Source organism: Aeromonas sp. s6, from assembly GCF_040907815.1.
Classification (GTDB): domain Bacteria; phylum Pseudomonadota; class Gammaproteobacteria; order Enterobacterales; family Aeromonadaceae; genus Aeromonas; species Aeromonas caviae.
Genome location: NZ_JBFOCN010000123.1, coordinates 1 through 24,592, shown reverse-complemented (window position 1 = coordinate 24,592; position 24,592 = coordinate 1). Strand labels below are relative to the sequence as shown.

32 protein-coding genes are annotated in these 24,592 nt (G+C 62.3%); 18 read left to right on the top strand and 14 right to left on the bottom strand.

What is annotated here, in order from left to right; translation table 11 throughout:
• Positions 1-115: 115 nt before the first annotated feature.
• Positions 116-697, bottom strand: coding sequence for a YjaG family protein (locus AB5Y50_RS20755; RefSeq protein WP_010672811.1), 582 nt, complete (start codon positions 695-697; stop codon positions 116-118).
• A 161-nt stretch (positions 698-858) separates the two neighbouring features.
• Between AB5Y50_RS20755 and AB5Y50_RS20750 the strand changes: the two genes are divergently transcribed.
• The gene (locus tag AB5Y50_RS20750; RefSeq protein ID WP_182956634.1) at positions 859-1,803 is read left to right on the top strand and encodes a D-2-hydroxyacid dehydrogenase; all 945 of its coding nucleotides are present in this window, start codon (positions 859-861) and stop codon (positions 1,801-1,803) included.
• Between the two features lie 63 nt (positions 1,804-1,866).
• On the opposite strand, the gene mepM is transcribed toward AB5Y50_RS20750, so the two are convergent.
• On the bottom strand, positions 1,867-3,204 hold the full coding sequence (gene mepM, locus AB5Y50_RS20745) for a murein DD-endopeptidase MepM (RefSeq protein WP_010672809.1): 1,338 nt from the start codon (positions 3,202-3,204) through the stop codon (positions 1,867-1,869).
• Positions 3,205-3,474: 270 nt separating this feature from the next.
• On the opposite strand from mepM, the gene AB5Y50_RS20740 reads away from it, so the two are divergent.
• Together AB5Y50_RS20740 and AB5Y50_RS20735 are read left to right on the top strand one after the other, a co-directional pair.
• Positions 3,475-4,776, top strand: a complete 1,302-nt coding sequence (locus AB5Y50_RS20740; protein WP_182935192.1) for a LapD/MoxY N-terminal periplasmic domain-containing protein — start codon at positions 3,475-3,477, stop codon at positions 4,774-4,776.
• Complete coding sequence (locus tag AB5Y50_RS20735; RefSeq protein WP_319882963.1) at positions 4,773-5,714, top strand: TAXI family TRAP transporter solute-binding subunit; 942 nt, start codon at positions 4,773-4,775, stop codon at positions 5,712-5,714. Before AB5Y50_RS20740 ends, AB5Y50_RS20735 begins: the two co-directional genes overlap by 4 nt.
• Here AB5Y50_RS20735 and AB5Y50_RS20730 read toward each other — a convergent pair.
• Positions 5,709-6,383 (bottom strand): transglutaminase-like cysteine peptidase, encoded by a 675-nt coding sequence (locus tag AB5Y50_RS20730; protein WP_041212317.1) that lies wholly within the window; start codon positions 6,381-6,383, stop codon positions 5,709-5,711. The genes AB5Y50_RS20735 and AB5Y50_RS20730 overlap by 6 nt on opposite strands.
• Positions 6,384-6,459: 76 nt before the next feature.
• Positions 6,460-7,398 carry a zinc ABC transporter substrate-binding protein ZnuA gene (gene znuA, locus AB5Y50_RS20725; protein ID WP_319882962.1) on the bottom strand — a complete coding sequence of 313 codons (939 nt, stop codon included), beginning with the start codon at positions 7,396-7,398 and terminating at the stop codon, positions 6,460-6,462.
• A gap of 94 nt (positions 7,399-7,492) precedes the next feature.
• On the opposite strand from znuA, the gene znuC reads away from it, so the two are divergent.
• Together znuC and znuB are read left to right on the top strand one after the other, a co-directional pair.
• Positions 7,493-8,257 carry a zinc ABC transporter ATP-binding protein ZnuC gene (znuC, locus tag AB5Y50_RS20720; protein WP_202044571.1) on the top strand — a complete coding sequence of 255 codons (765 nt, stop codon included), beginning with the start codon at positions 7,493-7,495 and terminating at the stop codon, positions 8,255-8,257.
• A 9-nt stretch (positions 8,258-8,266) separates the two neighbouring features.
• Complete coding sequence (gene znuB / locus AB5Y50_RS20715) at positions 8,267-9,046, top strand: zinc ABC transporter permease subunit ZnuB (RefSeq protein WP_319882961.1); 780 nt, start codon at positions 8,267-8,269, stop codon at positions 9,044-9,046.
• A 104-nt stretch (positions 9,047-9,150) separates the two neighbouring features.
• Here the strand turns inward: znuB and AB5Y50_RS20710 are convergent, their stop codons facing one another.
• The gene (locus AB5Y50_RS20710; RefSeq protein ID WP_319882960.1) at positions 9,151-10,068 is read right to left on the bottom strand and encodes a LysR substrate-binding domain-containing protein; all 918 of its coding nucleotides are present in this window, start codon (positions 10,066-10,068) and stop codon (positions 9,151-9,153) included.
• Positions 10,069-10,159: 91 nt separating this feature from the next.
• On the opposite strand from AB5Y50_RS20710, the gene AB5Y50_RS20705 reads away from it, so the two are divergent.
• A complete protein-coding gene (locus AB5Y50_RS20705; RefSeq protein ID WP_010672801.1) occupies positions 10,160-11,017 on the top strand; it encodes a DMT family transporter in 858 nt (285 codons plus the stop codon).
• Here the strand turns inward: AB5Y50_RS20705 and AB5Y50_RS20700 are convergent.
• Positions 11,014-11,604 carry a uracil-DNA glycosylase family protein gene (locus tag AB5Y50_RS20700; protein WP_010672800.1) on the bottom strand — a complete coding sequence of 197 codons (591 nt, stop codon included), beginning with the start codon at positions 11,602-11,604 and terminating at the stop codon, positions 11,014-11,016. The two genes, AB5Y50_RS20705 and AB5Y50_RS20700, sit on opposite strands and share 4 nt — an antisense overlap.
• Before the next feature lie 102 nt (positions 11,605-11,706).
• Here AB5Y50_RS20700 and rarD point away from each other — a divergent pair, with 102 nt between their 5' ends.
• Entirely contained in the window at positions 11,707-12,600 is an 894-nt protein-coding gene (rarD, locus tag AB5Y50_RS20695) for an EamA family transporter RarD (RefSeq protein ID WP_151027198.1), read from the top strand.
• A complete protein-coding gene (locus AB5Y50_RS20690) occupies positions 12,597-12,932 on the top strand; it encodes a GIY-YIG nuclease family protein (RefSeq protein WP_319882959.1) in 336 nt (111 codons plus the stop codon). The genes rarD and AB5Y50_RS20690 overlap by 4 nt, the downstream gene beginning before the upstream one ends.
• A gap of 50 nt (positions 12,933-12,982) precedes the next feature.
• Here AB5Y50_RS20690 and pspG read toward each other — a convergent pair whose 3' ends face one another.
• The 4 genes from pspG to AB5Y50_RS20670 form a co-directional block, all read right to left on the bottom strand.
• The gene (pspG, locus tag AB5Y50_RS20685; protein WP_010672797.1) at positions 12,983-13,201 is read right to left on the bottom strand and encodes an envelope stress response protein PspG; all 219 of its coding nucleotides are present in this window, start codon (positions 13,199-13,201) and stop codon (positions 12,983-12,985) included.
• Between the two features lie 47 nt (positions 13,202-13,248).
• Positions 13,249-13,455, bottom strand: coding sequence for a PspC domain-containing protein (locus AB5Y50_RS20680; RefSeq protein WP_010672796.1), 207 nt, complete (start codon positions 13,453-13,455; stop codon positions 13,249-13,251).
• A 2-nt stretch (positions 13,456-13,457) separates the two neighbouring features.
• On the bottom strand, positions 13,458-14,120 hold the full coding sequence (pspA, locus tag AB5Y50_RS20675; RefSeq protein ID WP_010672795.1) for a phage shock protein PspA: 663 nt from the start codon (positions 14,118-14,120) through the stop codon (positions 13,458-13,460).
• A 206-nt stretch (positions 14,121-14,326) separates the two neighbouring features.
• Positions 14,327-15,055 carry a 1-acylglycerol-3-phosphate O-acyltransferase gene (locus AB5Y50_RS20670; protein ID WP_039039739.1) on the bottom strand — a complete coding sequence of 243 codons (729 nt, stop codon included), beginning with the start codon at positions 15,053-15,055 and terminating at the stop codon, positions 14,327-14,329.
• A 163-nt stretch (positions 15,056-15,218) separates the two neighbouring features.
• Here AB5Y50_RS20670 and AB5Y50_RS20665 point away from each other — a divergent pair, with 163 nt between their 5' ends.
• From AB5Y50_RS20665 to AB5Y50_RS20650, 4 genes are read left to right on the top strand one after another with little or no spacing between them, the layout of a single operon-like run.
• Positions 15,219-15,599, top strand: coding sequence for a hypothetical protein (locus AB5Y50_RS20665; RefSeq protein WP_043152974.1), 381 nt, complete (start codon positions 15,219-15,221; stop codon positions 15,597-15,599).
• Between the two features lie 54 nt (positions 15,600-15,653).
• A complete protein-coding gene (locus AB5Y50_RS20660) occupies positions 15,654-17,696 on the top strand; it encodes a protein-disulfide reductase DsbD family protein (RefSeq protein WP_368163232.1) in 2,043 nt (680 codons plus the stop codon).
• Between the two features lie 10 nt (positions 17,697-17,706).
• Positions 17,707-18,447 carry a DsbA family protein gene (locus tag AB5Y50_RS20655; RefSeq protein ID WP_128314064.1) on the top strand — a complete coding sequence of 247 codons (741 nt, stop codon included), beginning with the start codon at positions 17,707-17,709 and terminating at the stop codon, positions 18,445-18,447.
• A 3-nt stretch (positions 18,448-18,450) separates the two neighbouring features.
• Positions 18,451-18,975: a protein disulfide oxidoreductase gene (locus AB5Y50_RS20650; RefSeq protein WP_042014965.1), complete on the top strand. Its 525-nt coding sequence runs from the start codon at positions 18,451-18,453 to the stop codon at positions 18,973-18,975.
• A 76-nt stretch (positions 18,976-19,051) separates the two neighbouring features.
• On the opposite strand, the gene AB5Y50_RS20645 is transcribed toward AB5Y50_RS20650, so the two are convergent.
• Complete coding sequence (locus AB5Y50_RS20645) at positions 19,052-19,462, bottom strand: EF-hand domain-containing protein (protein ID WP_010672789.1); 411 nt, start codon at positions 19,460-19,462, stop codon at positions 19,052-19,054.
• Between the two features lie 267 nt (positions 19,463-19,729).
• Between AB5Y50_RS20645 and AB5Y50_RS20640 the strand changes: the two genes are divergently transcribed.
• Genes AB5Y50_RS20640 through AB5Y50_RS20625 form a run of 4 tightly spaced genes read left to right on the top strand, consistent with a single transcriptional unit; the run spans position 19,730 to position 22,274 of the window.
• A complete protein-coding gene (locus AB5Y50_RS20640) occupies positions 19,730-20,014 on the top strand; it encodes a DnaJ domain-containing protein (protein ID WP_024943298.1) in 285 nt (94 codons plus the stop codon).
• A 23-nt stretch (positions 20,015-20,037) separates the two neighbouring features.
• Positions 20,038-20,580: a hypothetical protein gene (locus AB5Y50_RS20635; protein WP_319882957.1), complete on the top strand. Its 543-nt coding sequence runs from the start codon at positions 20,038-20,040 to the stop codon at positions 20,578-20,580.
• Between the two features lie 12 nt (positions 20,581-20,592).
• Positions 20,593-21,360 (top strand): hypothetical protein, encoded by a 768-nt coding sequence (locus tag AB5Y50_RS20630; RefSeq protein WP_010672787.1) that lies wholly within the window; start codon positions 20,593-20,595, stop codon positions 21,358-21,360.
• A gap of 11 nt (positions 21,361-21,371) precedes the next feature.
• Positions 21,372-22,274, top strand: a complete 903-nt coding sequence (locus AB5Y50_RS20625; protein WP_319882956.1) for a hypothetical protein — start codon at positions 21,372-21,374, stop codon at positions 22,272-22,274.
• A 101-nt stretch (positions 22,275-22,375) separates the two neighbouring features.
• Here the strand turns inward: AB5Y50_RS20625 and AB5Y50_RS20620 are convergent, their stop codons facing one another.
• Positions 22,376-22,699 (bottom strand): hypothetical protein, encoded by a 324-nt coding sequence (locus tag AB5Y50_RS20620; protein ID WP_045523112.1) that lies wholly within the window; start codon positions 22,697-22,699, stop codon positions 22,376-22,378.
• Positions 22,700-22,945: 246 nt separating this feature from the next.
• Here AB5Y50_RS20620 and AB5Y50_RS20615 point away from each other — a divergent pair, with 246 nt between their 5' ends.
• Both AB5Y50_RS20615 and AB5Y50_RS20610 read left to right on the top strand, forming a co-directional pair.
• Positions 22,946-23,197, top strand: a complete 252-nt coding sequence (locus AB5Y50_RS20615; protein ID WP_039039818.1) for a hypothetical protein — start codon at positions 22,946-22,948, stop codon at positions 23,195-23,197.
• Positions 23,198-23,345: 148 nt separating this feature from the next.
• Positions 23,346-23,720 carry a hypothetical protein gene (locus tag AB5Y50_RS20610; protein WP_319882955.1) on the top strand — a complete coding sequence of 125 codons (375 nt, stop codon included), beginning with the start codon at positions 23,346-23,348 and terminating at the stop codon, positions 23,718-23,720.
• A 113-nt stretch (positions 23,721-23,833) separates the two neighbouring features.
• Here the strand turns inward: AB5Y50_RS20610 and AB5Y50_RS20605 are convergent, their stop codons facing one another.
• Together AB5Y50_RS20605 and AB5Y50_RS20600 are read right to left on the bottom strand one after the other, a co-directional pair.
• Complete coding sequence (locus AB5Y50_RS20605; RefSeq protein ID WP_319882954.1) at positions 23,834-24,046, bottom strand: hypothetical protein; 213 nt, start codon at positions 24,044-24,046, stop codon at positions 23,834-23,836.
• Positions 24,047-24,332: 286 nt separating this feature from the next.
• A partial coding sequence (locus AB5Y50_RS20600; RefSeq protein WP_368162465.1) for a transposase occupies positions 24,333-24,592 on the bottom strand: 260 nt, incomplete at its 5' end.

The window sequence follows — 24,592 nt, the reverse complement described above, 5'->3', positions numbered from 1 at the left end:
AAAGTTAACCATTTGAAAAAAATGCATAAATGCTTTCTCACACACCAAAAAATGAACGCTCAGAGATAAAAAAGCTCCCGGCCGGGAGCTTTTTTATGGGCAGTACGCGATGGCGTTACGCCTCCAGGCTGATGCCGATGTTGGAGACGCCGTCCTGGGCCGCGAAGGCGCGGATGGCAAGGATGCGGTCGCTGTCCCGTTCATGGGCCACCCGTTTGAGCAGTTCGACCTGGAACTCCAGCTCCGCCTCCATGTACTCGTGCTCATAGAGCTCATCATCGCTGAGATCCCGCTCTTCCAGCATCTCGATGAAGCCGGCGACCGTGCCGACAGACGCATGGCTGGCGTCGTTGGCCTCTTCCCCCACCCGGCAGATCACCGAGTTGTAGGCACAACCCAGCGCCACGCAGGCGTCCAGTGCCGGATAGGCGCCGTAGGATTCAAACTTGCGGGGATCGGGAATGTAGACTTCAAACGCTTCCAGAATGGCACCAAGATTGACGCGGGATCCCTTGACCGTCAGGTAGTTCCACATCTGATCCAGCGCGTGACGGAATGCCCTCGCATCCCCGAAACCGGAGGCCTGGGTAAAGAGCACATAGTTGGGGTACATGCGCTCTGCCAGCGCCAGGGTATAGACGGTTTGCTGCCAGGGCTGCAGCTCGGCCAGTCGCTTATAAAACTTGTCACCAAACACTGGAGTCGGATCCTTTGCAAAATGTGGGGCAGATTGTAGCCCACGAGGGCCCCGTCTAAAAATGAAAAAGCGCCCTGCTCGACTATCTTGCCCGATCAACTGGGGTAAGATGGAGACAGCATCCCTCTCGCCTTGCCATAAACACGATAAGGAACAAGAGTATGAGCCAACGTACCCTGCTGCTGTTGAGTCAGGACAACAGCCACTATGAACGCCTGCTCAAGGCGGCCCATCTTCCCCATCTGCACATTCTTCGGGCCGACAATCAGGCCGAGGCCGAACAGCTTATCGGTGACGCTCATATCCTGATGGCCGAGCCTGCCCGGGCCAAGCCGCTGCTGGCCAAGGCCGGCAAGCTCAGCTGGCTCCAGTCGACTTATGCCGGGGTCGATGTGCTGCTGGACGCCAGTTGCCGCCGCGACTACCTGCTCACCAATGTCCGCGGCATCTTCGGCCCCTTGATGAGCGAGTATGTGTTCGGCCATCTGCTCAGCCTGACCCGCCAGTTGCCACTCTATCGCGAGCAGCAGCAACAGGGCGTCTGGCAGAGCCATCCCTATCAGGGCTTGAAGGGAAAGACGCTGCTGCTGCTCGGCACCGGTAGCATAGGGCAGCATATCGCCCACACCGGCAAACATTTTGGCATGAGGGTGCTCGGCATCAGTCACAGTGGCCGTGAGCGTGCCGGGTTCGATCAGGTGTACCAGTTGCCGGCACTCAACAAGATGCTGGCCCAAGCCGATGTCATCGTCAGCGTGCTGCCCGCCACCCGCGAGACACGCCATCTCTTCACCGCCGAACGCTTCAGCCACTGCAAAGCGGGCGCCATCTTCTTCAACGTCGGCAGGGGCAATGCCGTCCATGAGGGGGAGCTGCTGGCGGCACTGCAAGCCGGCAAACCCGCCATGGCGGTGCTAGATGTGTTCGAGCAGGAACCCCTGCCCGCTGACAGCCCGCTCTGGCACCAGCCCAATCTCATCGTGACGCCCCACAACAGCGCCTACAGCTTCCCGGAAGATGTGGCCCAGATCTTCATCCGCAACTACATCCGCTTCATTGATGGTCAGCAGCTGGACGGCCGGATCGACTTTGACAAGGGTTATTGAAGCCGTTCTGCAATGAAAAGGCCCCGCCAGTTGGCGGGGCCTTTTTCGTCAGGAGGGAGCCGTTCAGCCCGCCTCCATCTCTTTGCGGTAGCTCTTCACCTTGGCGAGGAACTGACGCTTGTCCTTGCCGGAGAGCGGCTCCGCCATCGGCAGCTTGATCTTCATGGGATCCACCGGCCGGTTGTTGATGCGTACTTCGTAGTGCAGGTGAGCACCGGTGGAACGGCCCGTGTTGCCGGAGAGGGCTATCTTGTCGCCCATTTTCACCTTCTGCCCGGGTTTCACCAGCAGCTTGCTCAGGTGCAGGTAACGGGTCATCAGGGTACGACCGTGCTTGATCACGACATAGGTGCCTGCCAGCGGGTGGCTGGTTGCCTTGAGGACCACACCGTCACCGGTCGCCATGATGGGCGTGCCTACTGGCAGGGCAAAGTCGGTCCCCTCATGGGGCCGGACCTGCCCGGTAATGGGATGACGGCGATTCGGGTTGAAACTGGAGCTGACCCGGTAACGGCTGTGAGTCGGATAACGGCGGAAGCCGCGCTCCAGGCTGTTTGCCTGACCGTCATAATAGTTGCCATCTTCCGACAACCAGGCTGACACGGCCTTGCCCTGGCTGAACACCTCGACCCCCAGCAACTGGGTATTGCCCGTACTCTTGCCCTCGACCGTCTCCTGGCGGACCAGCACCTTGAACTTGTCACCTTTTTTCAAATCCTTGGCGAAGTTGAGGCGCCACTGGAACAGGTTGGCAATCTTCTGGATGTGGTTGGCCGGGATCCCGGCATTGCGGGCGCTGACGTAGAAGCTGCCGTTGATGACACCGTCATAGCTCTTCTGTTGCCACTCCACCTCTTCATTGAGCATGTTGGCGCTATAGGTGTCGTCGGTACGCTCCAGCACCAGGGTCTGCTTGATGTTCAGGCGGATCTTCAGCTGCTGCAGAATGTTGTCCTGATCGATCAGCAACTCGATGGTCTGACCGGGTTTGAGACGCGCCAGGTTGTTCTTGGCATCCGCATCCAGCACCTTGTAGAGGGTGGTGGTGGACAGCCCCAGGTTGTTGAAGATGGTGGTCAGGTTCTCGCCGTTGCGTACCCGGTAATCCTGCCATTGAGGCGTGGCATCCGCCGGGATGTCGTCTTCGGGAGCAGCTGACTCGACCAGCTCGTGATCCGGAATGTCGTTGAAGTCGGTGTTGTCTTCGTTGGTTGCGGTGCCCGTGGTGGCGATCGGCAACTCCAGACGCAGTGGCCGCTCCAGGATGTCACCGGGAGCTGGCAATACGGCTACCGCTGACAGCGTCATGGCCGTGAGCAATAGCATGGCATAGAAATGCTTGCGGGGAACCGGGGGTTCCCAATTGGCAGCCTGGGCTACCAAGGGACGGAGACGTTTCATCCGCTATCCTGTTATTAGATCTAAGGGTGGTGGTTGTGGGTCTGTTTTTATGAGTTTTTATTATGAAAACCGAATATCTGGCTTTTAGACCTAAATACTTACAAAAAGTTCATAGCTCCATGCACGAAACTCACATTTTATGCATAACCTTCCAGCATGGGCAGAAATGATCGTCATTTTCAGCCATTTTTTTCTATTTTTAAGAACCAAGTCCGGTTGTGGTGCTCTCCGGCCCAGAAAATGTTGCAAAAACATCTCCATGGAGTGGGTATGTCATTGGCAAAATTGTTAAATGTAATCATTCTGATCCTCTTCACCATCGGCGCCGCGCTGCTGCTCATGCTGGAGATCACCACGGTACGACAGTCTATTCTCGACCAGATGTCGGCCAACCTTGAAACCGCCATCACCGCGCTGGGGCTGGTGCTGCAGGGTACCTTGCTCAACGATGACAAAGTCCTTGCCGAGACCATAGTGAACGCCATGTTCGACGGAGGTTTCGTCAACTCCGTCGTCCTGCTGGATCCGGATGGCCAGGTGCTGTTCCAGAAGGTGTTCCACACCGCACAGCAAAATATTCCAGGCTGGCTCCCCTCAGTTATCGACATGCCACCGGTCAAGATTGAGCAGGAGTTGACCGACGGCTGGCGCATTCTCGGTACCCTCACGCTCGAGGGGCACAAGGGTTACGCCTACCAGCATCTGTGGAACGCCATCAGTCGTACCGGGCTCGCGTTGCTCGTCGGCCTGCTGGTGTTCAGCCTGGTGATCACCTGGGTGTGCCGCCGCCTGATGCACCCCCTCGAACAAGTCAGTCAGCAGCTGACCCGGATCCGCAAACGCCAGTTCAGCGGCAACCTGCCAACCCCGTGGCTTCGCGAATTGCAGGAAGTCGTCGTCTCCATCAACCAGCTGGTCTCCGAACGCAAGCGGGACCTGCTGCAACAACGGCTGAAGATCACCCAGCTTGGCAAGCACGACGCCCTCCCGACCCACCAGAAGCTCGTTGGTCTGGTCGACACCGATGGCAACACCTATCAGCAGCATTTCTTCTCCACTCAGGGGAGTATCAGGCTCTACAGCCGCCTGTTACCCAAGCACCCCCCCACCACGGACAGCTCGCCGGATGAAATTCGGGCGCTGCTCAACGACTGGCTGACCCAGAAGGCGGAAGGGCTCCAACTGCCTCTCAGCCTGCTCGGCCATCCAGACTGGGCGCAGTTTGCCCCCGTGCTGGCCAGCGCTCGTGGCAAGACGCTGGACTGGCGCTGGGATCTGGCTATCTTCCCCCCCCTGGCCGAGGAGCGACTGACTGCACTCCAGTCCCAGGGGATTGAGCTGGCGTTCAGCAACATCCCGATGAACAACGACAATCTGGCCAGACTCGACTCCATCAGACCCGTCTTCATCAGTTGCCAGCTCACCCAGTCCCCCCTTTATTGGAACCTGCTCTCCCAATGCCTCCATGCTTCCGGCTACACCTTGCTGGCGGAAGCCGGCGACGTGAGCGATGTGGACATGCTGCGCAGTTGGGGCATCGATGGTTATGCCACTCAGGAGAATGCATCATGAGGATCCCGCTGCTGCTGCTTGCCCTGCTGTGGCAACCGACCCTGCACGCGACCACCATGACCATAGGCACCGGGGGGGAGCAAGGCATCTATTACCAGGTCATCAAGGAGTTCTGCAGACTGGCCAAAAAAAGTGACCCCACGATGCCCTGCAAACTGCAGGCCAGCTCCGGGTCCATCGAAAATCTCCGCCAGCTGAAAGCGGGAGAGGTCCCCTATGCCCTCGTCCAGTCAGACTGGCTCTATCAGGCCAGCCAGGGAACGGGGCCTTTCGTTGCCCAACCACAACGCGAGCTGAGGGCTCTCTTTGCCACCCACGCCGAACCTTTCACCATAGTGGTGCGAGCCGATGGGGATATCACCACCCTGGAGCAGCTCAAGCTGGCCCCCATCGACATGGGCCTGAAGAGTTCAGGGACTCGGCAAACGGCATTGGCCCTGTTCAATGTTTTGGGTGCAAAGGAGCAGGATCTTGATTTGAAGAGCGTCGCCAATCTCTCCGAAGCGTTGTGCAATAAACAGATCGATGCCTATGGCCTTGTCATGGGTCATCCCAACCGCATCGTGCTGGACACCGCCAAGCGCTGCGCCGTGCGCTTCCTGGCGATCGAGGGGCCCGTCAGGGACCAGCTGCTCAAAGGGGTCAGGTATTACCAGCGCAGCCAGGTGCCGGCACGCATCTACCCGGGCAACCTCAAGGCAACCCCCACCTTCGCCATCGCCGCCACCCTGGTGACCAATGCCGCCACTCCCGATGACGAGGTCTATCGGCTGACCCGGGCCATGCTGAGCCAGCAAACCAGTTTCAACGAACAGACCTATGGCTATGCGAACCTGTTTCACAAGGCGCGCAACAAAATAGGCCCGGTGCTGAGTGTCGAACAGCATCCGGGTGCGGGAAAATATTTCGAGGAGTTGAAGGCGGCGGGCAAGTTATAGCTGGCGACGGGGGGAGCGCAGATGCTCGCTGGAGAAGCGGCTCTGCATCGAGGTCCACTGGGCCAGGCGATCGGCACTCCCCGCCAGGGTTCCCTCGCGGCGGGATTTCATGATCCAGATGCTTTTGGCATCGAAACTGTAAACCGGCTGCAGATCATTGCGCTTGCTCCCCGGCAGGATGCGGCCATTGATGTTGTCCAGCACCAGGGGATCTGACTTGATGGTCGGGAAGTACAACGTCACCATGTGGAACTGGTTGTAACGAATTGCCTTCACATAGGCCAGCCGCAGCTTCTTCTCGTCGACCCCCAGCTCCATCAGGGTGTAGTACTTGGCGATGCTGTAGTCCTCGCAATCCCCCCCTCTCGCCCCGATGAACTCCAGCGGATTGGCCCAATAATCATCATCCCCCCACAGTCTGGGATCCTCGCTGTAGGTCAGGTTGTTGAAGTAGTTGTTCACCAGCTCCAGCTTCTGCTGGTCCGTCGTTCCGGCCCTTGGCGTCAGCAGACGAGAGAAGGCCTCGGACCGCTGGATCGCTCTGGCGCCATAGACCGCCTGCATTTTTGCCCTGAGTTCCGGGCTGGCGATGTGTTCGGAAAGACCGGATGCCTGTATGCCGGATCCCAGCAGGGTCAGCGTGCAGGCAGAGACGAGCAACCATTTCATGACTGACACTCCATATCAGATGCTGGAGGTCAGTATAGTTGGCCGCGCCGCGTCTATCGTCAATGTCGGGCAAGGCCTAGCGGCACTGGGCGAAGGCATCCGCCAACTGCTGCATGAATTGCGGATAACCGTCCGGACCAAGCGCCACCTGCTCGCCGACTTCGTCCAGCAGCAGCACCTTGGCCCCGGTATTGCGGGCAACCGACTCGATCACCGCCGGGGAGAACTGCGGCTCGGCGTAGATGCAGCTCGCCTTTTTCTCTTCCAGCGCCTTGCGGATGTCAATCAGCGTCTTGGCTCCCGGGCGACGCTCCGGGCTCACGGTGAAGTGTCCCTTGGAGCTCATGCCGTAGTGGCGCTCCCAGTATCCATAGGCTTCGTGGAACACGAAGTAGCCCTTCTGATCCACCGCCTTCATCTGCACGGCGATCACCTTGTCCAGGGCGTCCACCTTGCCCTCGAAGGCCGCGAGATTGGCGGCATAGCGCGCCTGGTTGGCAGGATCCAGCTTGCCCAGTTCGGTCGCAATCGCCTTGGCAATCACCTTGGCCTGGGTTGGACCCAGCCAGATGTGGGGATCCACCCCTTCGTGGTGGTGCCCTTCATGGCCCTCGTCGTGCGAGCCGTGGTCGTGGGCGGCATGGTCATGATCCTTGTCGTCATGGTGATGCTCGTCATGTTCCCCCTGGGTCGCATAGTTGTACAGCGGCATGCCGGGAACCTGGGTCAGGGTCAATACATGAGGATGCCGGGCCAGGGGTTTGGCCATGAAGCCTTCCAGCTCGGGACCGACCCACACCACCAGATCGGCCTCCTTGATATTGCGCATGTCGGAAGGGCGCAAGGAAAAATCGTGGGGAGACGCGCCGGTGGGCAGCAGCACCCCGGGCTCGCTCACGCCATCGGTGATCGCCGCCGCGATGAAGCCCAGGGGTTTGATGGTGGTCAGCACCTCGAGGGCACGGACAGGCAGACTCACCGCCATCAGGGCAGTGATCAGAGCAAGAATTCGCATAGAGGTCTCGTCAGGGAGTATGTGTGTGATAATATAACAAACCAACGTCGCTGTTATATTATAACTCTCACAGGCTGTAAACCCCGGAGCTGTCATGACCCAACTGGTGGAGCTGAAAGAGGTCTGTCTCTCATTTGACGGACGACTCGTGCTCGACAAGGTCTCCTTTACCCTGAACAAAGGCAAAATCACCACCCTCGTCGGCCCCAACGGGGCGGGCAAGAGCACCCTGAGCAAGCTGGTGCTGGGTTTGCTCAGCCCAGATTCGGGGGACATCGTCCGCCGCCGCGATCTGCGGATCGGCTATGTACCCCAGCGCCTCTATCTGGACCCCACCCTCCCCCTGACGGTGCGCCGCTTCCTGCAACTTGGCAAGAACAGCCGCCTCTCCATCGAGGAGGCGCTCAATCGGGTCGGTGCCCAGGATCTGCTGGACAACCGGATGCAGAAGCTCTCCGGTGGCGAGATGCAGCGGGTACTGCTGGCCCGCGCCCTGCTGGTCAAGCCCGAGCTGCTGGTGCTGGACGAACCGGTGCAAGGGGTAGATATCACGGGCCAGATCGAGCTCTATGCCCTCATCAGCCAGCTGGCCGCCGAGTTCCACTGCGCCGTGCTGATGGTCTCCCACGATCTGCACCTGGTGATGGCCAGCACTCACGAGGTGATCTGCCTCAATCGCCACGTCTGCTGCCACGGCGAGCCACAGAGCGTGGCCCGTCACCCGGAATTTGCCCGCCTGTTCGGGCGACCGGAGCGGGAGGTGCTGGCGGTCTATACCCACCATCACCACTGCGATGGCGAACACCATCATCATGAACCGCAGGCCCCCGTCATCCGCCTGCCCTCTCGCAACAACTAGGATCTTCACGTGGACAGCTTTCTGTTATACGCCCTCGCGGCCGGACTCGGCATCGCCCTGCTGGCCGGGCCGCTTGGCAGCTTCGTGGTGTGGCGCAAGATGGCCTATTTTGGCGACACCCTCTCCCATGCCTGCCTCTTCGGCATCGCCCTCGGCATCCTGCTGCAGGTGGACCTCACCCTGGCGGTCGTGGTCTGCTGCCTCGCCATGGCCATGCTGCTGGTGATCATGAGCCGCAACCAGCAGGTGGCCACCGACACCCTGCTCGGCATTCTGGCCCACAGCGCCCTGTCGCTGGGTCTGGTCACCCTGAGCTTCATGGACAACGTACGGGTGGATCTGATGGCCTACCTGTTTGGCGACCTGCTCTCGGTGCAGCCCATGGACCTGCTCTGGATCTACGGCGGCGGCGCCCTGGTGCTGCTCACCCTGTGGCGGCTCTGGGATCCCCTGCTCTCCATGACAATCTCGGAAGAGCTGGCCCGGGTGGAAGGGGTGCGGGTGGATGTGCTGCGCTGCGTGCTGATGTTGCTGATAGGCCTGGTCATCGCCGTGGCCATGAAGTTCGTCGGGGCGCTCATCATCACCTCCTTGCTGATCATTCCCGCCGCCACCGCCCGCCGCTTCAGCCAGACTCCGGAGCAGATGGCCGGCTTTGCCGCCCTGACAGGCTGTCTCGCCGTGCTGGGGGGCCTTGCCCTCTCCTGGTATCAGGACACCCCGGCCGGTCCCTCGGTCGTAGTCTGCGCCACCACCCTCTTTGTACTGGGCCAGTTCAAGCGCACCTGACCCGCTCCTGATGGCCCTGGTCTCGCCAGTGCCATCAGGCCTTCCGAATCAGACACCTGCGTCGTGGGCTGCGCCGTCCATTCTGCATAGGGCCCCCAGCCCGTTCAGACGCGCCTGAGAGGCTCGTTTTCCCCGGGTCTCAGGCTCGCCTGCGACTCCTGCCACAGCCACTGACGCAACCGGCTGATGGCGGGTTCATGGGCGCGCGAGCGCTTGAAGACGAAATAGAAGTTGTCGCCGGTCTCGAGGGCGTGCAGGGGCAGCCGCACCAGACGCGGATCTTCCGGCTGCAACATGTAGTCGTTGATGAGCGCCATTCCCTGATCCCAGTTCGCCGCCTCCAGCGCGAGCAGGATATGGCTGAAATGGTGCACCCTCGCCTCGGGGGGAATGCTCAGCCCCCCCATTTCGGCCCAGCGCCGCCAATCTTCCCCCTTCTCGCGGTAGATAGCCTGGATGGAGAGCAGCGGCAGCTGCCACAGGGTAGCGGGCCACTCCCCTTCCACCTGCTGCCACATCCGGCGACTGCACACCGGCATCAGCCGCTCCCGATAGAGCAGATCGTGCATGTAGCCCGGCCCTTCGGGGGAGACGGTGATGAAACCGTCCGCCACCCTGTCGGAGAGCTCGGGATCTTCCGCCACCATCTCCAGGCTGAGATCCAGCTCGGGATAGAGCTGGCGCAGCCCGGCCAGGCGCGGGATCAGCCACTTCACCGCAAAGGAGCTGTAGACCGCAAGCCGCACCCGCATCTCGCCTCCACCGCGCAACTGCTCGCTGCTCTGGGCAATCTGGACCAACCCGGCGGCGATCCCCTCGAAATAGATCTCCCCCTGGGGTGTCAGGGAGAGCAGCCGCCCCTGGCGCAGCAGCAGCCGCTCCCCCAGAAAATCCTCCAGCAGACGGATCTGGTGACTGACCGCACTCTGGCTGACATTGAGCTCCAGGGCGGCGCGGGAAAAACTCAGCAGGCGGGCAACCACCTCGAAATATTGAACGGCGCGCAGGGGGGGCAGCTTCATTATCCAAATTTCTCATGCGTGATGATTTTTTATCATTTTACTGGATAACAGGCCGCGGGCTACCCTCCCCTCATCTGAATCTGGAGGTGGTATGAATGCAGTCGGGATAGGCATCCTCTATCTGGTGCTCGGCAACATGGTGGCGGTCTTCTCCGATGCCCTGGTCAAGGTGCTGGAGCCGGACCAGCCCATCTTCCAATTTGTCTTTTTCCGCCAGCTCTCCGCGGCCCTGCTGCTCGCCCCCTGGCTGCTCTGGTCCTGGCGGCGCAACCCGCCGGTAGCCCTCAAGTGGCACCTGCTGCGGGCCCACATCTGGGCCGTCGGTGTCTGCCTGATGGTGGTCGCCCTCACCCGGCTGCCGCTCGCCACCGCCAACGCCCTCTTCTATGCCGCCCCGCTGCTGATGGTGCCGCTCGCGGTCTGGCTGGCGGGGGAGGCACTCTCGCGCCAGAAGGTGCTGACGGCGCTGCTCGGCTTCGTCGGAGTGCTCATCGTGCTGCGCCCGACCGAGGTAAACTGGGCCGCCCTGGCGGCGCTCGGGGTGGCGCTCTCCCTGGCGGTCAACAACCTGCTGATCAAGCGCATCCCGCTCCAGCAGCCCATCGCCCAGACCCTGTTTTTCACCAATGTGCTGAGCATGCCCTTCATCCTGGCGCTGGCCTGGTGGGAAGGGGGCGAGTGGCAATGGCAGATGTGGTGGCCCGCCTTCGGCTCCTCGGCGCTCATCATGGTCTACGCGGGGCTGTGCGTGATGGCCTATCGCAAGGCGGAGGCGAGCAAGATCGCCTCGGCGGAGTACACTGGGCTGCTGATGGCGGTCGCCATCGGGGTCTGGCTGTTTGACGAACAGCCAGGGCTGCCGCTGCTGCTGGGGTGCCTGTGCATCATACTGCCGCTGGTCGCCATGGCCCGCAGCAAGCCCAAGCCCCAGGCCGAGCCGGCGCTCTAGCCTGCCGGGTCAAGCAGGGGGGCGACCCTCTGCTGCAGATGGGGGATCACCGCCTGCTCGAACCAGGGGTTCTTCCTGAGCCAGAGGGTGTTGCGCGGGGACGGGTGCGGCAGCGGCAACCAGGCCGGGCCATAGTCCGCCCAGTGTCGCACCGTCTCGGTGAGCGATCCTTTCGCCGCCGCCCTCAGGTAGTAAGCCTGCGCATACTGGCCGATGAGCAGGGTCAGCTCGATGTTGGGCAGCAGCATCAGTACCTTGTCGTGCCAGGTGGGGGCACATTCCGGGCGCGGCGGCAGATCCCCCGACTTGCCCCTGCCCGGGTAACAGAGCCCCATGGGCATGATGGCGATGCGGGATTCATCGTAGAAGGTGGCCTTGTCCACCCCGAGCCACAAGCGCAGGCGATCGCCGGAGGGATCGTCCCAGGGGATGCCGCTGGCGTGTACCCGGGTGCCGGGGGCCTGGCCGATGATGAGCAGACGGGCGCGCTCGTTGCCGCGGATCACCGGCCTTGGGCCGAGCGGCAGGTGGGCCTCGCACAGGCGGCAGGCCCGGATCTGTTCAAACAGGGGATCGAGTCGGTTCATGGGCCCAATAGTACCAGAGTTTTCTCCCCGCTCCCGCTTGTGAAAGGGGCGGCGGATACTTATCATGCAGCCGCCATTGTTTAGTTTAATAAACGGAGAGAGATGAAGAACTGGATGGGCACCGGCAGCGCGGCCCTCTCATTCGTGCTGTGGGGCATGCTGCCCCTCTATTACCAGTTCATGCCCGAGATCAACATGTGGGAACTGCTTTCCCACCGGGTGCTCTGGTCCGTGGTGCTGCTGGGAGGCCTGCTTCTGCTCCTCGGCCAGCGGGTGCCCTGGGGGGCCCTGCGCGGCGATCCCCGGCAGCTCGGCCTTGTGCTGCTGGCGGGCCCCGTGATGTCCATCAGCTGGTGCATGTTCACCTGGTGCCTGACCACGGGCCAGGTGCTGGCCACCAGCCTCGCCTTCTTCATGACCCCGCTGTTCAACATCGCTTTTGCGGTGCTCTTCCTCAAAGAGAAGCTCACCCCGCAAAAACACCTGGCGGTGGCGCTCGCCCTGGCGGGGCTCGCCTACATGCTCTTCTCCTACGGCGAGCTGCCCTGGTTCTCCCTCGTGATGGGGGCCAACTTCGCCCTCTACGGCCTCATCAAGAAGAAGGTGAGACTGGACGCCGGTACCAGTCTCTATCTGGAGTCCCTGGTGCAGTTGCCCGTCGCCCTTCTCATCATCGGCTGGCTGACCTTGCAGGGCACCAGCCAGTTTATGGCCGGTGACTGGACCGATCGCCTGCTGCTGATGGGCAGCGCCCCCGCCACCCTGCTGCCGGTGGGGCTGTTCTGCTATGCGGTGGCGCGCACACCCATGAGCACGGTGGGGCTGCTGCAATACATAGAGCCGAGCCTCGCCTTCCTGCTCGCCCTCTTCTGGTTTGGCGAGATCCCGGATCCGGTGAAATCCGTGGGCTTTGCCTTCGTCTGGGCCGGCCTGCTGGTGAGCCTGCTGCCCCTGCACCGGCTTGGGCGCCAGCGGGCCAGGTGGCGCACCTCGTGACCCTCGCCACCCCCACTCCCTCCCGCTGGTTTGTCTATCTGGTGCGCACCGGCACCGGGGCACTCTATGCGGGGATCAGCACGGATCCCGAGCGGCGACTGCGTCAGCACCAGAGCGGCAAGGGGGCCAGAGCCCTGCGCGGCAAGGGCCCCCTCTCCCTGGTATGGCAGCAGGAGGTCCCCGGCAAACGCGAGGCGCTGCGCCTCGAGTACCGCCTCAAGCAGCAGAGCAAGGCGTTCAAGGAGCGTCTGGTAGACGAACCGGCGCTGTGGCATGGCTGGAGCCTTTCCTGGCTTGCCAACCCACACACCGACCCTGTGTCGCCCCCATAAAAAGGGCCACTGCAAACAGTGGCCAAGGAAGGATGCGAAATCAGGGAGGCTTAACGGTAGGTGTTCGACTGCTTGCGCCTGTTGCTGAGGAGCCAGCACACCACCAGCACCACCAGCAACCAGGGCGCCAGCTTGATGATGAGGGCAAACATGCCGGCCAGGGCGCCAAACAGCACGAAGACCCCGCTCACCAGCAGCATGGCCAGCACGGTGAATCCGGTCAGCGCCATGCCGATCAGCACCAGGATCAAGACGATAAATTCCAGCATGTTGTGCTCCTCACGGGCTTGCACTTGCCGACGGGGCGATCCGGAGATCACCCCAGCCAGCGTTGAAGTTCACGGCGGGGAGGCATGACGAGCACCCCCACCAGATAGAGCGCCAGGGCCAGCGGCGGCATCAGGATCAGGGCGAGCAGGGCCACCACCCGCACCGTCACTCTGGACACCCCCAGCCCTCTGGCAAGACCGGCGCAGACCCCGGTCAGCTTGCGATGGGCGAGATCCTTGGGCCAGGGTGTCATGGTTATGCCTCCACCTTCTGACCCTTGAGCCGGGCCAGTTCCCGCTCAATCTCGTCGTTCAGCTCCAGCTCGCGGAACTGGGCCTCGAGGGACGGATTCTGCCCCAGGGTCGCCGCCTCTAGCTGGGCCTCCAGCTGATCGACCCGGTTCTGGAAGCCGTCGAAGCGGGCCACCAGCTCGTGCATGCGCTGGTTGTCCACCTGGGCACGGGCGCGGATGCGGCTGTGGGCGGTCTGCTCGCGCAGGGTCAGCATCTTCTGCTTCTCCCTCGCCTCGGTCAGCTTGGCCGCCAGCCGCTCGCTGTCGGCGGTGAGCTGGGCCAGCACCTCGGCCACCCGCGCCTTGTCCTCTTCCAGCCGCTCGCACTGCTTCATCTCCGCCAGCTTCTCGGTGAGGGCGGCACGGGCCAGATCTTCGCGGCCCTTCTGGATGGCGAGTTCGGCCTTGGCTGCCCACTCCTGGATCTGGTTGCGCAGCGCCTGCTGATGGCGCTCCAGCTGTTTCTGTTCGGCGATGACGCGGGCGGCCTGGGTTCTCATCTCGACCTGGACCTGCTCCATCTCCTCGATCATCAGCCGCAGCATCTTCTCCGGCTCTTCGCTCTTGTCGAGCAGGCTGTGCAGGTTGGCATTGATCACGTCGGTCAGGCGGCTGAATACGCTCATGGTCTGGCTCCTTGTTGATAGGGTGTCACTCTCTTCCCATGACATTACAAGAGCCGTGCCAGAATGTTTTTTCCTTTATTTACAATAAGATGAAAGTTAACGATGGATGTTCATTGGATACAGCGTGGTGAAAAAAACCAACAAGATGGTAATTTTCACCAATAAAAAAGGGAGCCAGCGGCTCCCTCTCTTCTCTGCAACCGGGCTCAGGCGGCCGGCCGATGGCCAAGCTTGCCATCCAGCTCCGCCAGCTTGGCTTCCATCTTCTCCCGGCAGGTGTCGGAGAGCTCGCGGATGCCGGCGGCGCCGTGCTCCTTGCTGCACACCGGGGCCATCACCTCCAGCAGCACCTCGCCGTTGTCCCAGCGGTTGAGATCGACCTGACCGAAGTAGCTGGAGCAGACGATGGGCACCACGGGCACCTCGGCCTGGACGGCAGTGTGGAAGGCCCCCGCCTTGAACGGCAGCAGACCACGCCCCTGGGAGCGTGTCCCCTCCGGGAACATCCAGATGGAGGTGCCGCGATGCTTGATGCGATCCACCACCTGGCCGATGGTGCCGATGGCGCGGGAACGGTTGGAGCGGTCGATCAGCACGTTGCCGGAGAGCCAGAAGATGAGGCCGAAGAAGGGGAGCCACAACAGGCTCTTCTTGCCCACCGCCACCACGCCGGGCTGCACGGCGCCGGTCACGGTGAAGATGTCGTAGTTGCTCTGGTGATTGCAGACGTAGACCGCAGGTCCCACCGATTTGACCTCGTCGGCCACCGTCACCCGGACCTTGAGGCCGATCAGCGGGCAGACCGCATGATACATGCGGGCGAAGACATAGACGTTGTTCGGGTGGCGCGGGCGCACCAGACAAAGCAACAGGCCGAACAGGAACCAGAAGACGAGCAGCAGTGCCAGCAGCAGCACACGGGCAAGTTTGAGCATCGAACACCTCGGAATTTGACTCGGCGCAGTATACTGGTCCCCCTTTTAGCGAACAAGCGTTCGCCAGACAGAACCGACCAGCCCCGGACGCCACCGGCCACCCCGGCTTGCCCCACCCGCCATTGCCCGCTAGGATGTGGCCATCTTGATGAACGGGGCGAGCATGATTTTGCAACAACGCGCGGCGACACGACTCCTGCTGCTGGTCTGCCTGCTGGTGCTCAATTGCGCGGCCCAGCCGCTGGCCCGCCTCGCCCTGCTCGATCACGCCGTGAGTTGCCAGACCCTGCCCCAGTTCGCCTCAGCCGACGACCAGGCCGACAAGGGCACGCCCGCCAGTGTGCAGCCCAGCAGCTGCCAGCTCAACGGCAAGTGGCTGAGCGCCGCCAGTCTGCTGTGCGTGGAGCAGCTCTTCTTCGCCATCGCCTTCGTGATTGCCCTGCTGGTGCCCCTGTCACGGCGCGCGCCGGCACTGCCTCCCCCCATCAATGTCTCGCCCCCGGAGCGGCGACTGCACCTCACCCTCTGCGTCTGGCGGGAATGAGTTCAGCCGCGCTTTTTCAGCCTGCTGTCACTCATTTTTTGCGAGACCCAACACATGTCGAATCTCTTCAAGGCGGCCCTGCTACTGGGCAGCCTGCTGTGGCAATCCAGCGGATTGGCCAGCGATACGGGGTGGCTCACCCGCCCCCAGAACAGTCACGCCAAGGTCAGGCTGCAAGCCGACCGCAGCGTCCCGGATCAGACCCGCATCCTGCTCGATGTCCAGCTGGAGTCAGGCTGGAAGACCTATTGGCACAGCCCGGGTGAAGGGGGCATAGCGCCCCAGATCCTGTGGGATGAGCCGGTCGGCGACTTCCAGTGGCACTGGCCCACGCCGCGTCCCTTCGAGGTGGCCGGGCTCAGCACCCAGGGCTATCAGGAGCAGGTACGCTTCCCCCTGAGCCTGGGCTACCCGGCCGGGCAGCCGCTCAAGGGCACCTTGCGCCTCTCCACCTGCAGCAACGTCTGCATCCTGACCGACTACCCCTTCACCCTGGCGGCGGATGGGCAGGCGCCGGCCGGTTTCGACTTCGCCTGGGCCCGGGCCATGAGCACCCTGCCACAGACGCTGCCCGCCGACACCCGGGTCGAGCTCGGCTACCAGCACAACCTGCTGCAACTGCGGGCCGAGCGGGTCGAGGGCTGGCAGACGCCTGCGCTCTTCATCGATGCGCTGGAGGGGGCCGAGTTCGGCAAGCCCGCGCTCGAGGTAAGCGGCACCACCCTGATCGCCCGGGTGCCGGTCAGCGATGGCTGGCAGGGGGATGCCCCTGACTTGCGCGGCCAATCCCTCGGTCTGCTGCTCGGTAGCGGCGAGCAGGCCTGGCAGACCCGCGCCACCATCGCCGATCCCCTCGCCCTGCCGGCCCCCGAGCAGCCACTTCTCTGGCTGCTGGGGGCGGCGCTGCTCGGCGGTCTCATCCTCAACCTGATGCCCTGCGTGCTGCCGGTGCTGGCCCTGAAACTCGGCACCGTGTTGCAGCAGCAAGAGAGCGAACAAGGAGGCGTGCGCAAGCAGTTCCTCGCCGCCAGCGCCGGGATAATCACCTCCTTCTGGGTGCTGGCAGCTATGAGCAGCCTGCTGCGCGCCACACAAGGGGCGGTCGGCTGGGGGATCCAGTTCCAGAGCGCCGGTTTCATCGGCTTCATGGTGGCGGTGACCCTGCTGTTTTGCGCCAACCTGCTGGGGCTGTTCGAGATAAGGTTGCCCAGCAACCTCAACACTCGCCTCGCCACCCGCGGCGGCGAGGGGCTCGGTGGCCACTTCCTGCAGGGGAGTTTCGCCACCCTGCTCGCGACCCCCTGCTCCGCCCCCTTCCTCGGCACCGCGGTGGCCTTTGCACTGGCGGCGCCCCTCGGCCAGCTCTGGCTCATCTTCACGGCCCTCGGCCTTGGCATGAGCCTGCCCTGGCTGCTGGTGGCGGCCCTGCCGCGCCTCGCCCTCTGGCTGCCCAAACCGGGCCGCTGGATGGGGCGACTGCGCATCCTGCTCGGGCTGATGATGCTGGGCTCCAGCCTCTGGCTGGCGAGCCTGCTTGGCAACCATCTGGGCAGCACGGCCACCGGCTGGCTGATGGCCGCCATGGTGCTGGCGCTGCTGATGGGCATCCTCTGGCGCTATGGCCTGCGCGGTTTCACCCTGGCCCTCTCTCTCTCGGCACTCATCGGCGGCGCCCTGCTGCTGGGGGGCGCCCTCACGGTGAAAGGGGGTGGCAGCGTCGATCGCATCGCCTGGCAGCCGCTCTCCGAGCAGGCCATCGCCGACGCCCTGGCCCAGAACAAGCGGGTCTTCGTGGATGTCACCGCCGACTGGTGCGTCACCTGCAAGGCCAACAAATACAACGTGCTGCTGCGTGACGAGGTGCAGCGCGCCCTGTCGGCCCCGGACGTGGTGGCCCTTCGCGGCGACTGGAGCCGGCCGAGCGATGCCATCTCCGCCTTCCTGCGCCAGCGCGGCGCCGCCGCCGTTCCCTTCAACCAGATCTACGGGCCCGGCCTGCCGGAAGGGGAGATCCTCTCTCCCCTGCTGGACAAGGCCGACTTGCTCGACAGCTTGCACAAGGCCGGCCTCGTTCAGGCCGATGCCACCCATTTCTAAGGAGAATGCCATGAGACTGCGAACCCTGACCCTCTGCACCGCCCTGGTAGCCGCCACCCTGGGCACCCCCATGCTGCACGCCGCCCCCTTCACCCCGGAGCAGGAGGCCCGCATCAAGGAGCTCATTCGCGAGACCCTGATCGCCAACCCCGGGATCCTCGACGAGGCAGCCGAATCCTGGGAGAAACAGAACGCCGCGACCCAGCAGGCCCAGATGGGTGACTTCATCAAGGGCAACCAGGACGTGCTGTTCAACAGCCCCACCAGCCCGCGCCTCGGTGCCAAGCATCCCAAGCTGACCCTGGTGCTGTTCACCGACTACAACTGCCCCTACTGCAAGCAGTTCGACCCGGCGGTCGCCAAGCTGCTCGCGGCCTATCCGGACGATCTGGGGCTGGTGATCAAGCTGCTGCCGTTCAAGGGACAGACCTCCGCCAAGGCAGCCCAGTACAGCCTGACCCTGTGGCAACAGGATCCTGCCCGCTTCCTCCCCCTGCACGACAAGCTCATGAGCAAGCAGGGGATGCTGACCGAGACGGACATCAACAAGGCGCTGGCCGCCACCGACAACCTGACCCTCAAGCCCGCAGGCAAGGCCACCGAGGAGCTGCGCAACAGCCTGCGCATCGGCACCCTGCTCGGCGTGCAAGGCACCCCGGCGACCCTTATCGGCAACCAGCTGGTGCCGGGTGCCATTCCCTATGACGAGCTGGAGCAGCTGGTGAAAGCCGAGCTGGCCAAGCGGAGCTAAGCCATGGCCGAGGATGCAGGTATAAAGGCCCCCCGCTGGCGCCGCTGGGGCAAGGAGGCGCTCTGGCTGCTGCTGATGGCGCTCGTCATCACCACCCTGGTGGATCTGTGGCGCAGCCCCACCCTGCCGGCGGGGGCCATGGAGGCCCCCTTCACCCTGCAGGACGGCACCACCACCACGCTGGCCGAGCAGAGCCGCGGCAAGCCCCTGCTGGTCTACTACTGGGCCAGCTGGTGCGGGGTGTGCCGCTTCACCACTCCCACGGTGGAGCAGCTCTGGCAGGAGGGTGAAAATGTGCTGACGGTGGCCCTGCGCTCCGGCAGCGATGAGCCGTTGCGCGCCGGGATGGCGAAGAAGGGGCTGACCTTCCCCACCCACAACGACGAGTCCGGGGATCTGGCCGCCCGCTGGCAAGTGGGGGTGACGCCAACCTTCCTCGTCATCAAGGATGGGGCTCTGGTGAGCAGCACCACCGGCTGGAGCAGCGCCTGGGGGCTCAGGTTGCGGCTGCTCTGGGCAAGCTGGTAGCCCCCTTCATGCCAGAGATGCAAAGAGCCCGGTATCGCTACCGGGCTCTTTTTCATCAGAGGGCTGACAACCCGCCCTATTGGGCGGCCTCCATCGCCCGCTTCTCCAGATTGGCCTTGATGTCGAGACGCTCAGACTCCCCGATCACCCCGTCACCGTTCTTGTCCAGGCGAGAGAAGAGCGCCTCCTGCCGCGCCATGAACTGGGCCCTGGTGGTCTCCCGCGACGGCTTGAGCTGGCTCATCCGCTCCGGGACCGGCTTGCCAGCCTGTTGCATCACGCCAGCCAGCTTTGCCAGGTTGGCCTCTTTCTCGGCAACCGACAGCACGCCGTCACCGTTTTTGTCCTGCAAGGCGAAGCGCTGGGCGGCGCGCTCCATGAACTGGGCCCTGGTGACATCCCCCATCAGCGGCGAGGCGGGCAATATGTCGCTGGCAGAGGCGGCACTGCCTGCCAGCGCGAGCACGAAAAACGCGGACTTGACCATGGCGATGACTCCTTGTGACGGCAGAATACGGATGGTTCGGACAAGAGGGGGCCGGGCAACGCCGGGGCCTGCCGCCCCCCTCTGCCAGTGTAGCCCCGCCGCCATCTCGCACCGCCCGCTCTTTTCGTACAGAAAGACCGCACTTTCATGGCAGAGGCGCCGGCTTTCCGTTAAAATCTCCGGTTTTTGCCGAGCCTGGTTTGCCGACATTGCGCCACCAGGTCGACACAGGATGAATTCCACCATGCCAGTGAGGCAGGATCCGTCATGAACAACTACTTCCGGGTGTTGGGCGTCAAGTCCAACGCCAGTGAAAACGACATCAAAAAAGCCTATCGACGGCTGTCGAACCAGTACCATCCCGACAAGCTGCACGGGGCGAGCGAAGAAGAGAAAGAGCAGGCAGCCGCCCGGCTGCACCAGGTAAAGCAGGCTTATGAAGTGCTGTCCGATCCGAAACAGCGGGCCGCCTTTATCAAGGATTTCAACAACGTCATCGTGACCGATCCCGCTGCTGCCATGCAGGAGATGTGGGACCAGTTCTACCCCTGAGCCACCAGGCAAGAAGAGCGACTATGCAAAAAAAATGGGACCAGGCACGGCTCAAGGCCCTGCAAAGCGATGCCAGCGAGAACATCGAATCCTACCGGGATCAGGATGACCCCAAGGGGCTCGAGCAGTTCACCGACCAGATGAAGGCCCTGCTGCTGGCCGACATGAGCATGCTGGAGTTCATGCCCGAATACCTGCCGCTCGCCCTCTATGGCCGGGTGCAGTTCCCGGCCAAGGCCAAGTCGCAGTGGAACAAGTGGCTTGCCAGCGGTGAGCAGCCCTCCTGGGACGAGTTCAAGGTGAGCGTCGGCTTCAGCAACGCCGTCCTGCCGCTGGTCAAGGCGGTGCGGGCACAGAGCGAAGATCAGCTGATGGAAGCCTGCGCCGTGCTGTTCCTGCTGGACAACCCGCAGCCACGCGACAGCCACCGCGCTGATGACGATTACGAGCTGCGGGACGAAGAAGAGGAAGACGGGGAAGATGCCGACGCCGACTACCACGGCGGCAGTGGCCGCTATGGTGATGACGACGGCGAGCAGGATATGTACGACGAAGTCCGTTTCTAATTGGGGCAAGGCATGAGCAACAGTCTGATAGAAATTACCGCCATCGAGATCAAAGAGCTGGCCGTTATCGAGCCGAAGCAGGCCAGCGAGAAGTTCGAGCTGATCGCCAAGACCATGTCTGACGATCAGCTGGCAGAAGTGATTGAAAACATTGATATCGTTACCCTGACCCAGATCAACGGCCAGCACGACATCTCCTTCCCTTCCATCATCTCCGAGCTGATGACCCCGGAGCGGATCCGCGACATCGTCTGCCAGCAGCCCCTCTACTGGGAAGAGGCGATCAAGAACAACGCCGACGAGCTGCAACAGCACACCTTCGACTTCCTCAACTACCTGATCCGCACCCAGGAGAGCGAAGCCAAGCAGCGGGAGATCCTCGAGTGCGTGGCCGAAGACCCGGCCGGTCTCTTCTACCTCGCCATCCCCTTTATCGAGTTCTATCGCGGCGATCGCTATGAAGAGGACGAAGGCTATCGCGACGTGCTGCACGCCGAAGAGGAAGATCTCGAAGAGTCCCTGCGCTACAGCGAGCGCCAGCAGGCCGAAGACAGCCACGACTACGCGCTGGACGACCCCCGCAGCCTCTTGATGCTCATTCGCGAGCTGGCCCCCGAGGTGGAAAAATCCATCAAGTCGCTGCTGCGCAACGAGCACTCCACCTGGGACGGCATCATCAACAAGTTTGCCGCCGAGCTGGTGATGCAGGCCAAAGAGAAGAACAAGGTCGAGGAAGACGAGTACGGTGACGTCGACGACATGTTCAGCTTTCTGGATTAAGGAGCCCATTCATGCAGTTAGTCATTCGCGATGCCAACCAGGGCCCCTTTCTGACCCAGGTGCTGCGCTTTGGCCGCGACAACGAACTCTTGAGTCAGCAGCAGCTCGCCGCCATCAAAGGCAAGGCGGTGCTGATGAGCCTCAAATTCGCCGACAAGTACTACAACAAGTACAAGATGCACCTGCTGGAGCAGGCCGCCCACGACGTCATCGGCGTGGTGAGCCTCGGTCTGCAGGAGCTCTCGGCGCGGGATCCGGCCAAGGCGCTGGCGCTGCTGCAGGCGCCGGAAGGCCCCATCAAGCCGTTCCAGAAAGGCTGGTCGATGCTCATTACCGTCAGCCCCAAGCAGGCTGGCAACAGCCTCTACGGTGACGTGGATGCGCGGCTCTTGGACAAGATCTCCAGCCCGCCCGATGTGGAGGAGTGGCAAGGGTGGCAGGAGTACGAGAAGGCGCTGACCGAGCACAACAAGAGCCGCCTGATGGCGCTCATCGACCAGCACTTCTTCGCCTGCGAGAGCGACCACCCCACCATGGAGGACAAGCTGGCCGAAGCGCTGCTCTACCGCATCCTCTGCGGCAAGGGCAGTGGCGCCGCCCCGCTCAAGGTGAAGCAGGATCTCAAGCGCAAACTGGCGCGGGAGATTGAGCTCGACGAGGGCTGGTACGACACCGGCTACCTCGCCGCCCAGCTCACCCTGATGCTGAACGCGCTGCCCGCCGACATGGCCGCCGCCCTGCGTCAGGAGCTGAGCCCTGGCTTTGTGCCCAACCTGCTGCATACCCTGGGGTTTGTGCGTCAGTACCAGCAGTTGCAAAAAGAGGACGCCTCGCCGGAGAAGCTCGACAACATGGAGATGCGCGCCGGGATCCGCCACCCCCTGCTCGGCTGGCCCCTCTACCACGACTTCTAAGGGGCCATGCACCCTTGCAGGACGGCACTTGCCTCTCCTCCCACAACGCCCGGCTTGCCGGGCGTTGTCATCTTTGCAGCTCGCAGATGGCGGCGCCGACCCTATCGGGCAATGGTCCACATGGCGCTCTGCATCCCGGTCTCCCGAAAATCGATCACCACGGGATAGTCGTTGCCACAGCCCGTCACCGTCCAGCGCTCCTGCCAGTGGCGACTGCCCGGCTCCCCCTCGGGAAGTTGCAGTACCACGGGCACGAAACGCTCCGGCGCGTCACACCCCTTGGTGGCCACCCAGGATGCGACCCCCACCATGGCATCCCGGATCAGCTGCTGATTGGCCAGGGTACCTTCCTGCACGGGTTCACTCGGGCTGGCCTCGGCCTGGCACACCAGGGGGAAAAGCAACAGCAGGGCACAGGGTCTCATCGCACCTCCAGAGGGGTCAGTCAAAAAGTGGTTCGTTCGGGGCTTTCATCATGACCCGAAACGGCGCCAGACAGAAGAGGCCACCAGGGGGGAAGCAGGCGCAGGATCCGGGGCGCAGTGGCGTGCACGCAAGTCGGACTACCTCCTAAGCGTCATTGGCCTACATTTTGTCAGGGATATAATGACTCCCCCATACAAGCCGCCGGGGAACGAGCCGTGAGCAAAAAGCCGGACCGCATGACCGCCATGCAGCAGATCATCGACGCCGTGAAGGCGGAATTTCCGCTCTATCAACCGGATACCTTCAAATGCGGGCCGGACAACACCTGCATCGGCTGCCCCAAGAAGCTGATGGAGCTGGTGGATACGGATCTCTGCTACTGGCAATATCAGATCGATCGCGGCATCCCGCCCAGCTTCGACGAGCTCAATCGCTTCGGCAAGATGTGCAAGAATATCCGCCGGGCTCTGGTGCGCAATGGCCGCATTCCCGCCTGACGAAAATCAATATGCTGCCTTCATCGGTTTTTTGTGATGGTTTTATCCACCAGAATGAATCACCACCTTATTTAATGGCTAGGCACGCCTTGTTCACCGCCTATCGCGCTGATGGCAGACGCAGGTTCATTGCCCCAAGGAGCACAATATGACTCAGGAAAGCATCCAGACCCGCTACACGCTGGATCCCGCCCTTGCCAGCGCCACCGAACTGGAGCAGGCCATCGCCCGGGCCATTGAGGCCAACAAGCAGGACTTCTTCCCCCTGCTGGAGCGGCTGGTGGATGTGGGTGACAGCCGGGTCAAGCTCAGCCAGAAGGATCCCCTGCGGGTGCTGGGGGTGGAACTCGACGAGGCTCGTACCGGCGGCACTGCCCGCCTCAGCTACGAATCCAACTTTTCCGAGAGCTGCCGCCTTATCGACGAATACGACCAGCACCAGACCAGCGTGGCCTTCACCCTCGACGGGGATCAGCTCGTCTTCGATCTTGAGCTGCCCATTGCCTGGAACTTCGACAACTAGGGCCACTCCCCGCCTTCGCTCAGCATCCTGCCCATCACAAGAAAGGAGCCTTGCCGGCTCCTTTTTACTGACTCACCGCATCGCGCGGCTCGTCCCGCCCTCTGCTTCACATCTCAGGTGAGGTAGTAACGCCACGACCGGACCGGCTCGGCGAAACCGACCCGGATGCAGAAGGGCGCCAACTCGTGATTGGCCTGCTCCAGGCTGAGGGTCTGATGGCTGTCCTCCCGGCACCACTGCACAAACTCGCCGCTGTTGAAGCTGTAGTGATCCCCGTGAAAGGTTCCGTGTGCCTCGATCAGATCGATGGCTTTGTCGATCTCCATGATTCGCCTCCTGGCATTGTGCTGCTCCCTTCAAGCTTAGCGAGCGGGGGCGATGGGCGAAGCCTAATCGTCGACGCCCTTGGCACCGTAGCGATGGGCCAAAAAGGAGAGAAGAAAGTTGCTGGCTGAACAGTGGTAGCCGATTCTCACGACGCATAAAGATAATGTCTGCAGCAACTCACATATTTGAGCAAAAAGGCTTCATACAAACCCCAAGCACAAATACTCTACTCAACTAATCATGTTGGAATCTCGATGTATGACTAAATAACTGATCCCAATAGTGCTACACCTTCGCTGTACCATAGCCATTCCCCGGGAAAGGAGACACGGTATCCATGAAGTGTTTCACTCGGGCCAGCAGGCTGGCCATTCCTCTGCATTGATGATTGCGCGTGATGGTTTCATGTAACTTGTGCCACAGCCGTTCGATGTGATTAACCCAAGGGCTGTAAACTGGCTGGAACACCAGGCAGAACTTGGGGTTCTTCTTCAACCATCGCTCGGTCTGTTTGCTTTTGTGAATGATGTAGTTATCGAGGATCA

Coding starts and splice junctions, on each gene's coding strand:
- AB5Y50_RS20750 (WP_182956634.1), top strand. CDS start 859: ATGAGCCAACGTACCCTGCTGCTGTTGAGTCAGGACAACAGCCACTAT.
- mepM (WP_010672809.1), bottom strand. CDS start 3,204: ATGAAACGTCTCCGTCCCTTGGTAGCCCAGGCTGCCAATTGGGAACCC.
- AB5Y50_RS20740 (WP_182935192.1), top strand. CDS start 3,475: ATGTCATTGGCAAAATTGTTAAATGTAATCATTCTGATCCTCTTCACC.
- AB5Y50_RS20735 (WP_319882963.1), top strand. CDS start 4,773: ATGAGGATCCCGCTGCTGCTGCTTGCCCTGCTGTGGCAACCGACCCTG.
- AB5Y50_RS20730 (WP_041212317.1), bottom strand. CDS start 6,383: ATGAAATGGTTGCTCGTCTCTGCCTGCACGCTGACCCTGCTGGGATCC.
- znuA (WP_319882962.1), bottom strand. CDS start 7,398: ATGCGAATTCTTGCTCTGATCACTGCCCTGATGGCGGTGAGTCTGCCT.
- znuC (WP_202044571.1), top strand. CDS start 7,493: ATGACCCAACTGGTGGAGCTGAAAGAGGTCTGTCTCTCATTTGACGGA.
- AB5Y50_RS20710 (WP_319882960.1), bottom strand. CDS start 10,068: ATGAAGCTGCCCCCCCTGCGCGCCGTTCAATATTTCGAGGTGGTTGCC.
- AB5Y50_RS20705 (WP_010672801.1), top strand. CDS start 10,160: ATGAATGCAGTCGGGATAGGCATCCTCTATCTGGTGCTCGGCAACATG.
- AB5Y50_RS20700 (WP_010672800.1), bottom strand. CDS start 11,604: ATGAACCGACTCGATCCCCTGTTTGAACAGATCCGGGCCTGCCGCCTG.
- rarD (WP_151027198.1), top strand. CDS start 11,707: ATGAAGAACTGGATGGGCACCGGCAGCGCGGCCCTCTCATTCGTGCTG.
- pspG (WP_010672797.1), bottom strand. CDS start 13,201: ATGCTGGAATTTATCGTCTTGATCCTGGTGCTGATCGGCATGGCGCTG.
- AB5Y50_RS20680 (WP_010672796.1), bottom strand. CDS start 13,455: ATGACACCCTGGCCCAAGGATCTCGCCCATCGCAAGCTGACCGGGGTC.
- pspA (WP_010672795.1), bottom strand. CDS start 14,120: ATGAGCGTATTCAGCCGCCTGACCGACGTGATCAATGCCAACCTGCAC.
- AB5Y50_RS20670 (WP_039039739.1), bottom strand. CDS start 15,055: ATGCTCAAACTTGCCCGTGTGCTGCTGCTGGCACTGCTGCTCGTCTTC.
- AB5Y50_RS20665 (WP_043152974.1), top strand. CDS start 15,219: ATGATTTTGCAACAACGCGCGGCGACACGACTCCTGCTGCTGGTCTGC.
- AB5Y50_RS20660 (WP_368163232.1), top strand. CDS start 15,654: ATGTCGAATCTCTTCAAGGCGGCCCTGCTACTGGGCAGCCTGCTGTGG.
- AB5Y50_RS20655 (WP_128314064.1), top strand. CDS start 17,707: ATGAGACTGCGAACCCTGACCCTCTGCACCGCCCTGGTAGCCGCCACC.
- AB5Y50_RS20650 (WP_042014965.1), top strand. CDS start 18,451: ATGGCCGAGGATGCAGGTATAAAGGCCCCCCGCTGGCGCCGCTGGGGC.
- AB5Y50_RS20645 (WP_010672789.1), bottom strand. CDS start 19,462: ATGGTCAAGTCCGCGTTTTTCGTGCTCGCGCTGGCAGGCAGTGCCGCC.
- AB5Y50_RS20640 (WP_024943298.1), top strand. CDS start 19,730: ATGAACAACTACTTCCGGGTGTTGGGCGTCAAGTCCAACGCCAGTGAA.
- AB5Y50_RS20635 (WP_319882957.1), top strand. CDS start 20,038: ATGCAAAAAAAATGGGACCAGGCACGGCTCAAGGCCCTGCAAAGCGAT.
- AB5Y50_RS20630 (WP_010672787.1), top strand. CDS start 20,593: ATGAGCAACAGTCTGATAGAAATTACCGCCATCGAGATCAAAGAGCTG.
- AB5Y50_RS20625 (WP_319882956.1), top strand. CDS start 21,372: ATGCAGTTAGTCATTCGCGATGCCAACCAGGGCCCCTTTCTGACCCAG.
- AB5Y50_RS20620 (WP_045523112.1), bottom strand. CDS start 22,699: ATGAGACCCTGTGCCCTGCTGTTGCTTTTCCCCCTGGTGTGCCAGGCC.
- AB5Y50_RS20615 (WP_039039818.1), top strand. CDS start 22,946: ATGCAGCAGATCATCGACGCCGTGAAGGCGGAATTTCCGCTCTATCAA.
- AB5Y50_RS20610 (WP_319882955.1), top strand. CDS start 23,346: ATGACTCAGGAAAGCATCCAGACCCGCTACACGCTGGATCCCGCCCTT.
- AB5Y50_RS20605 (WP_319882954.1), bottom strand. CDS start 24,046: ATGGAGATCGACAAAGCCATCGATCTGATCGAGGCACACGGAACCTTT.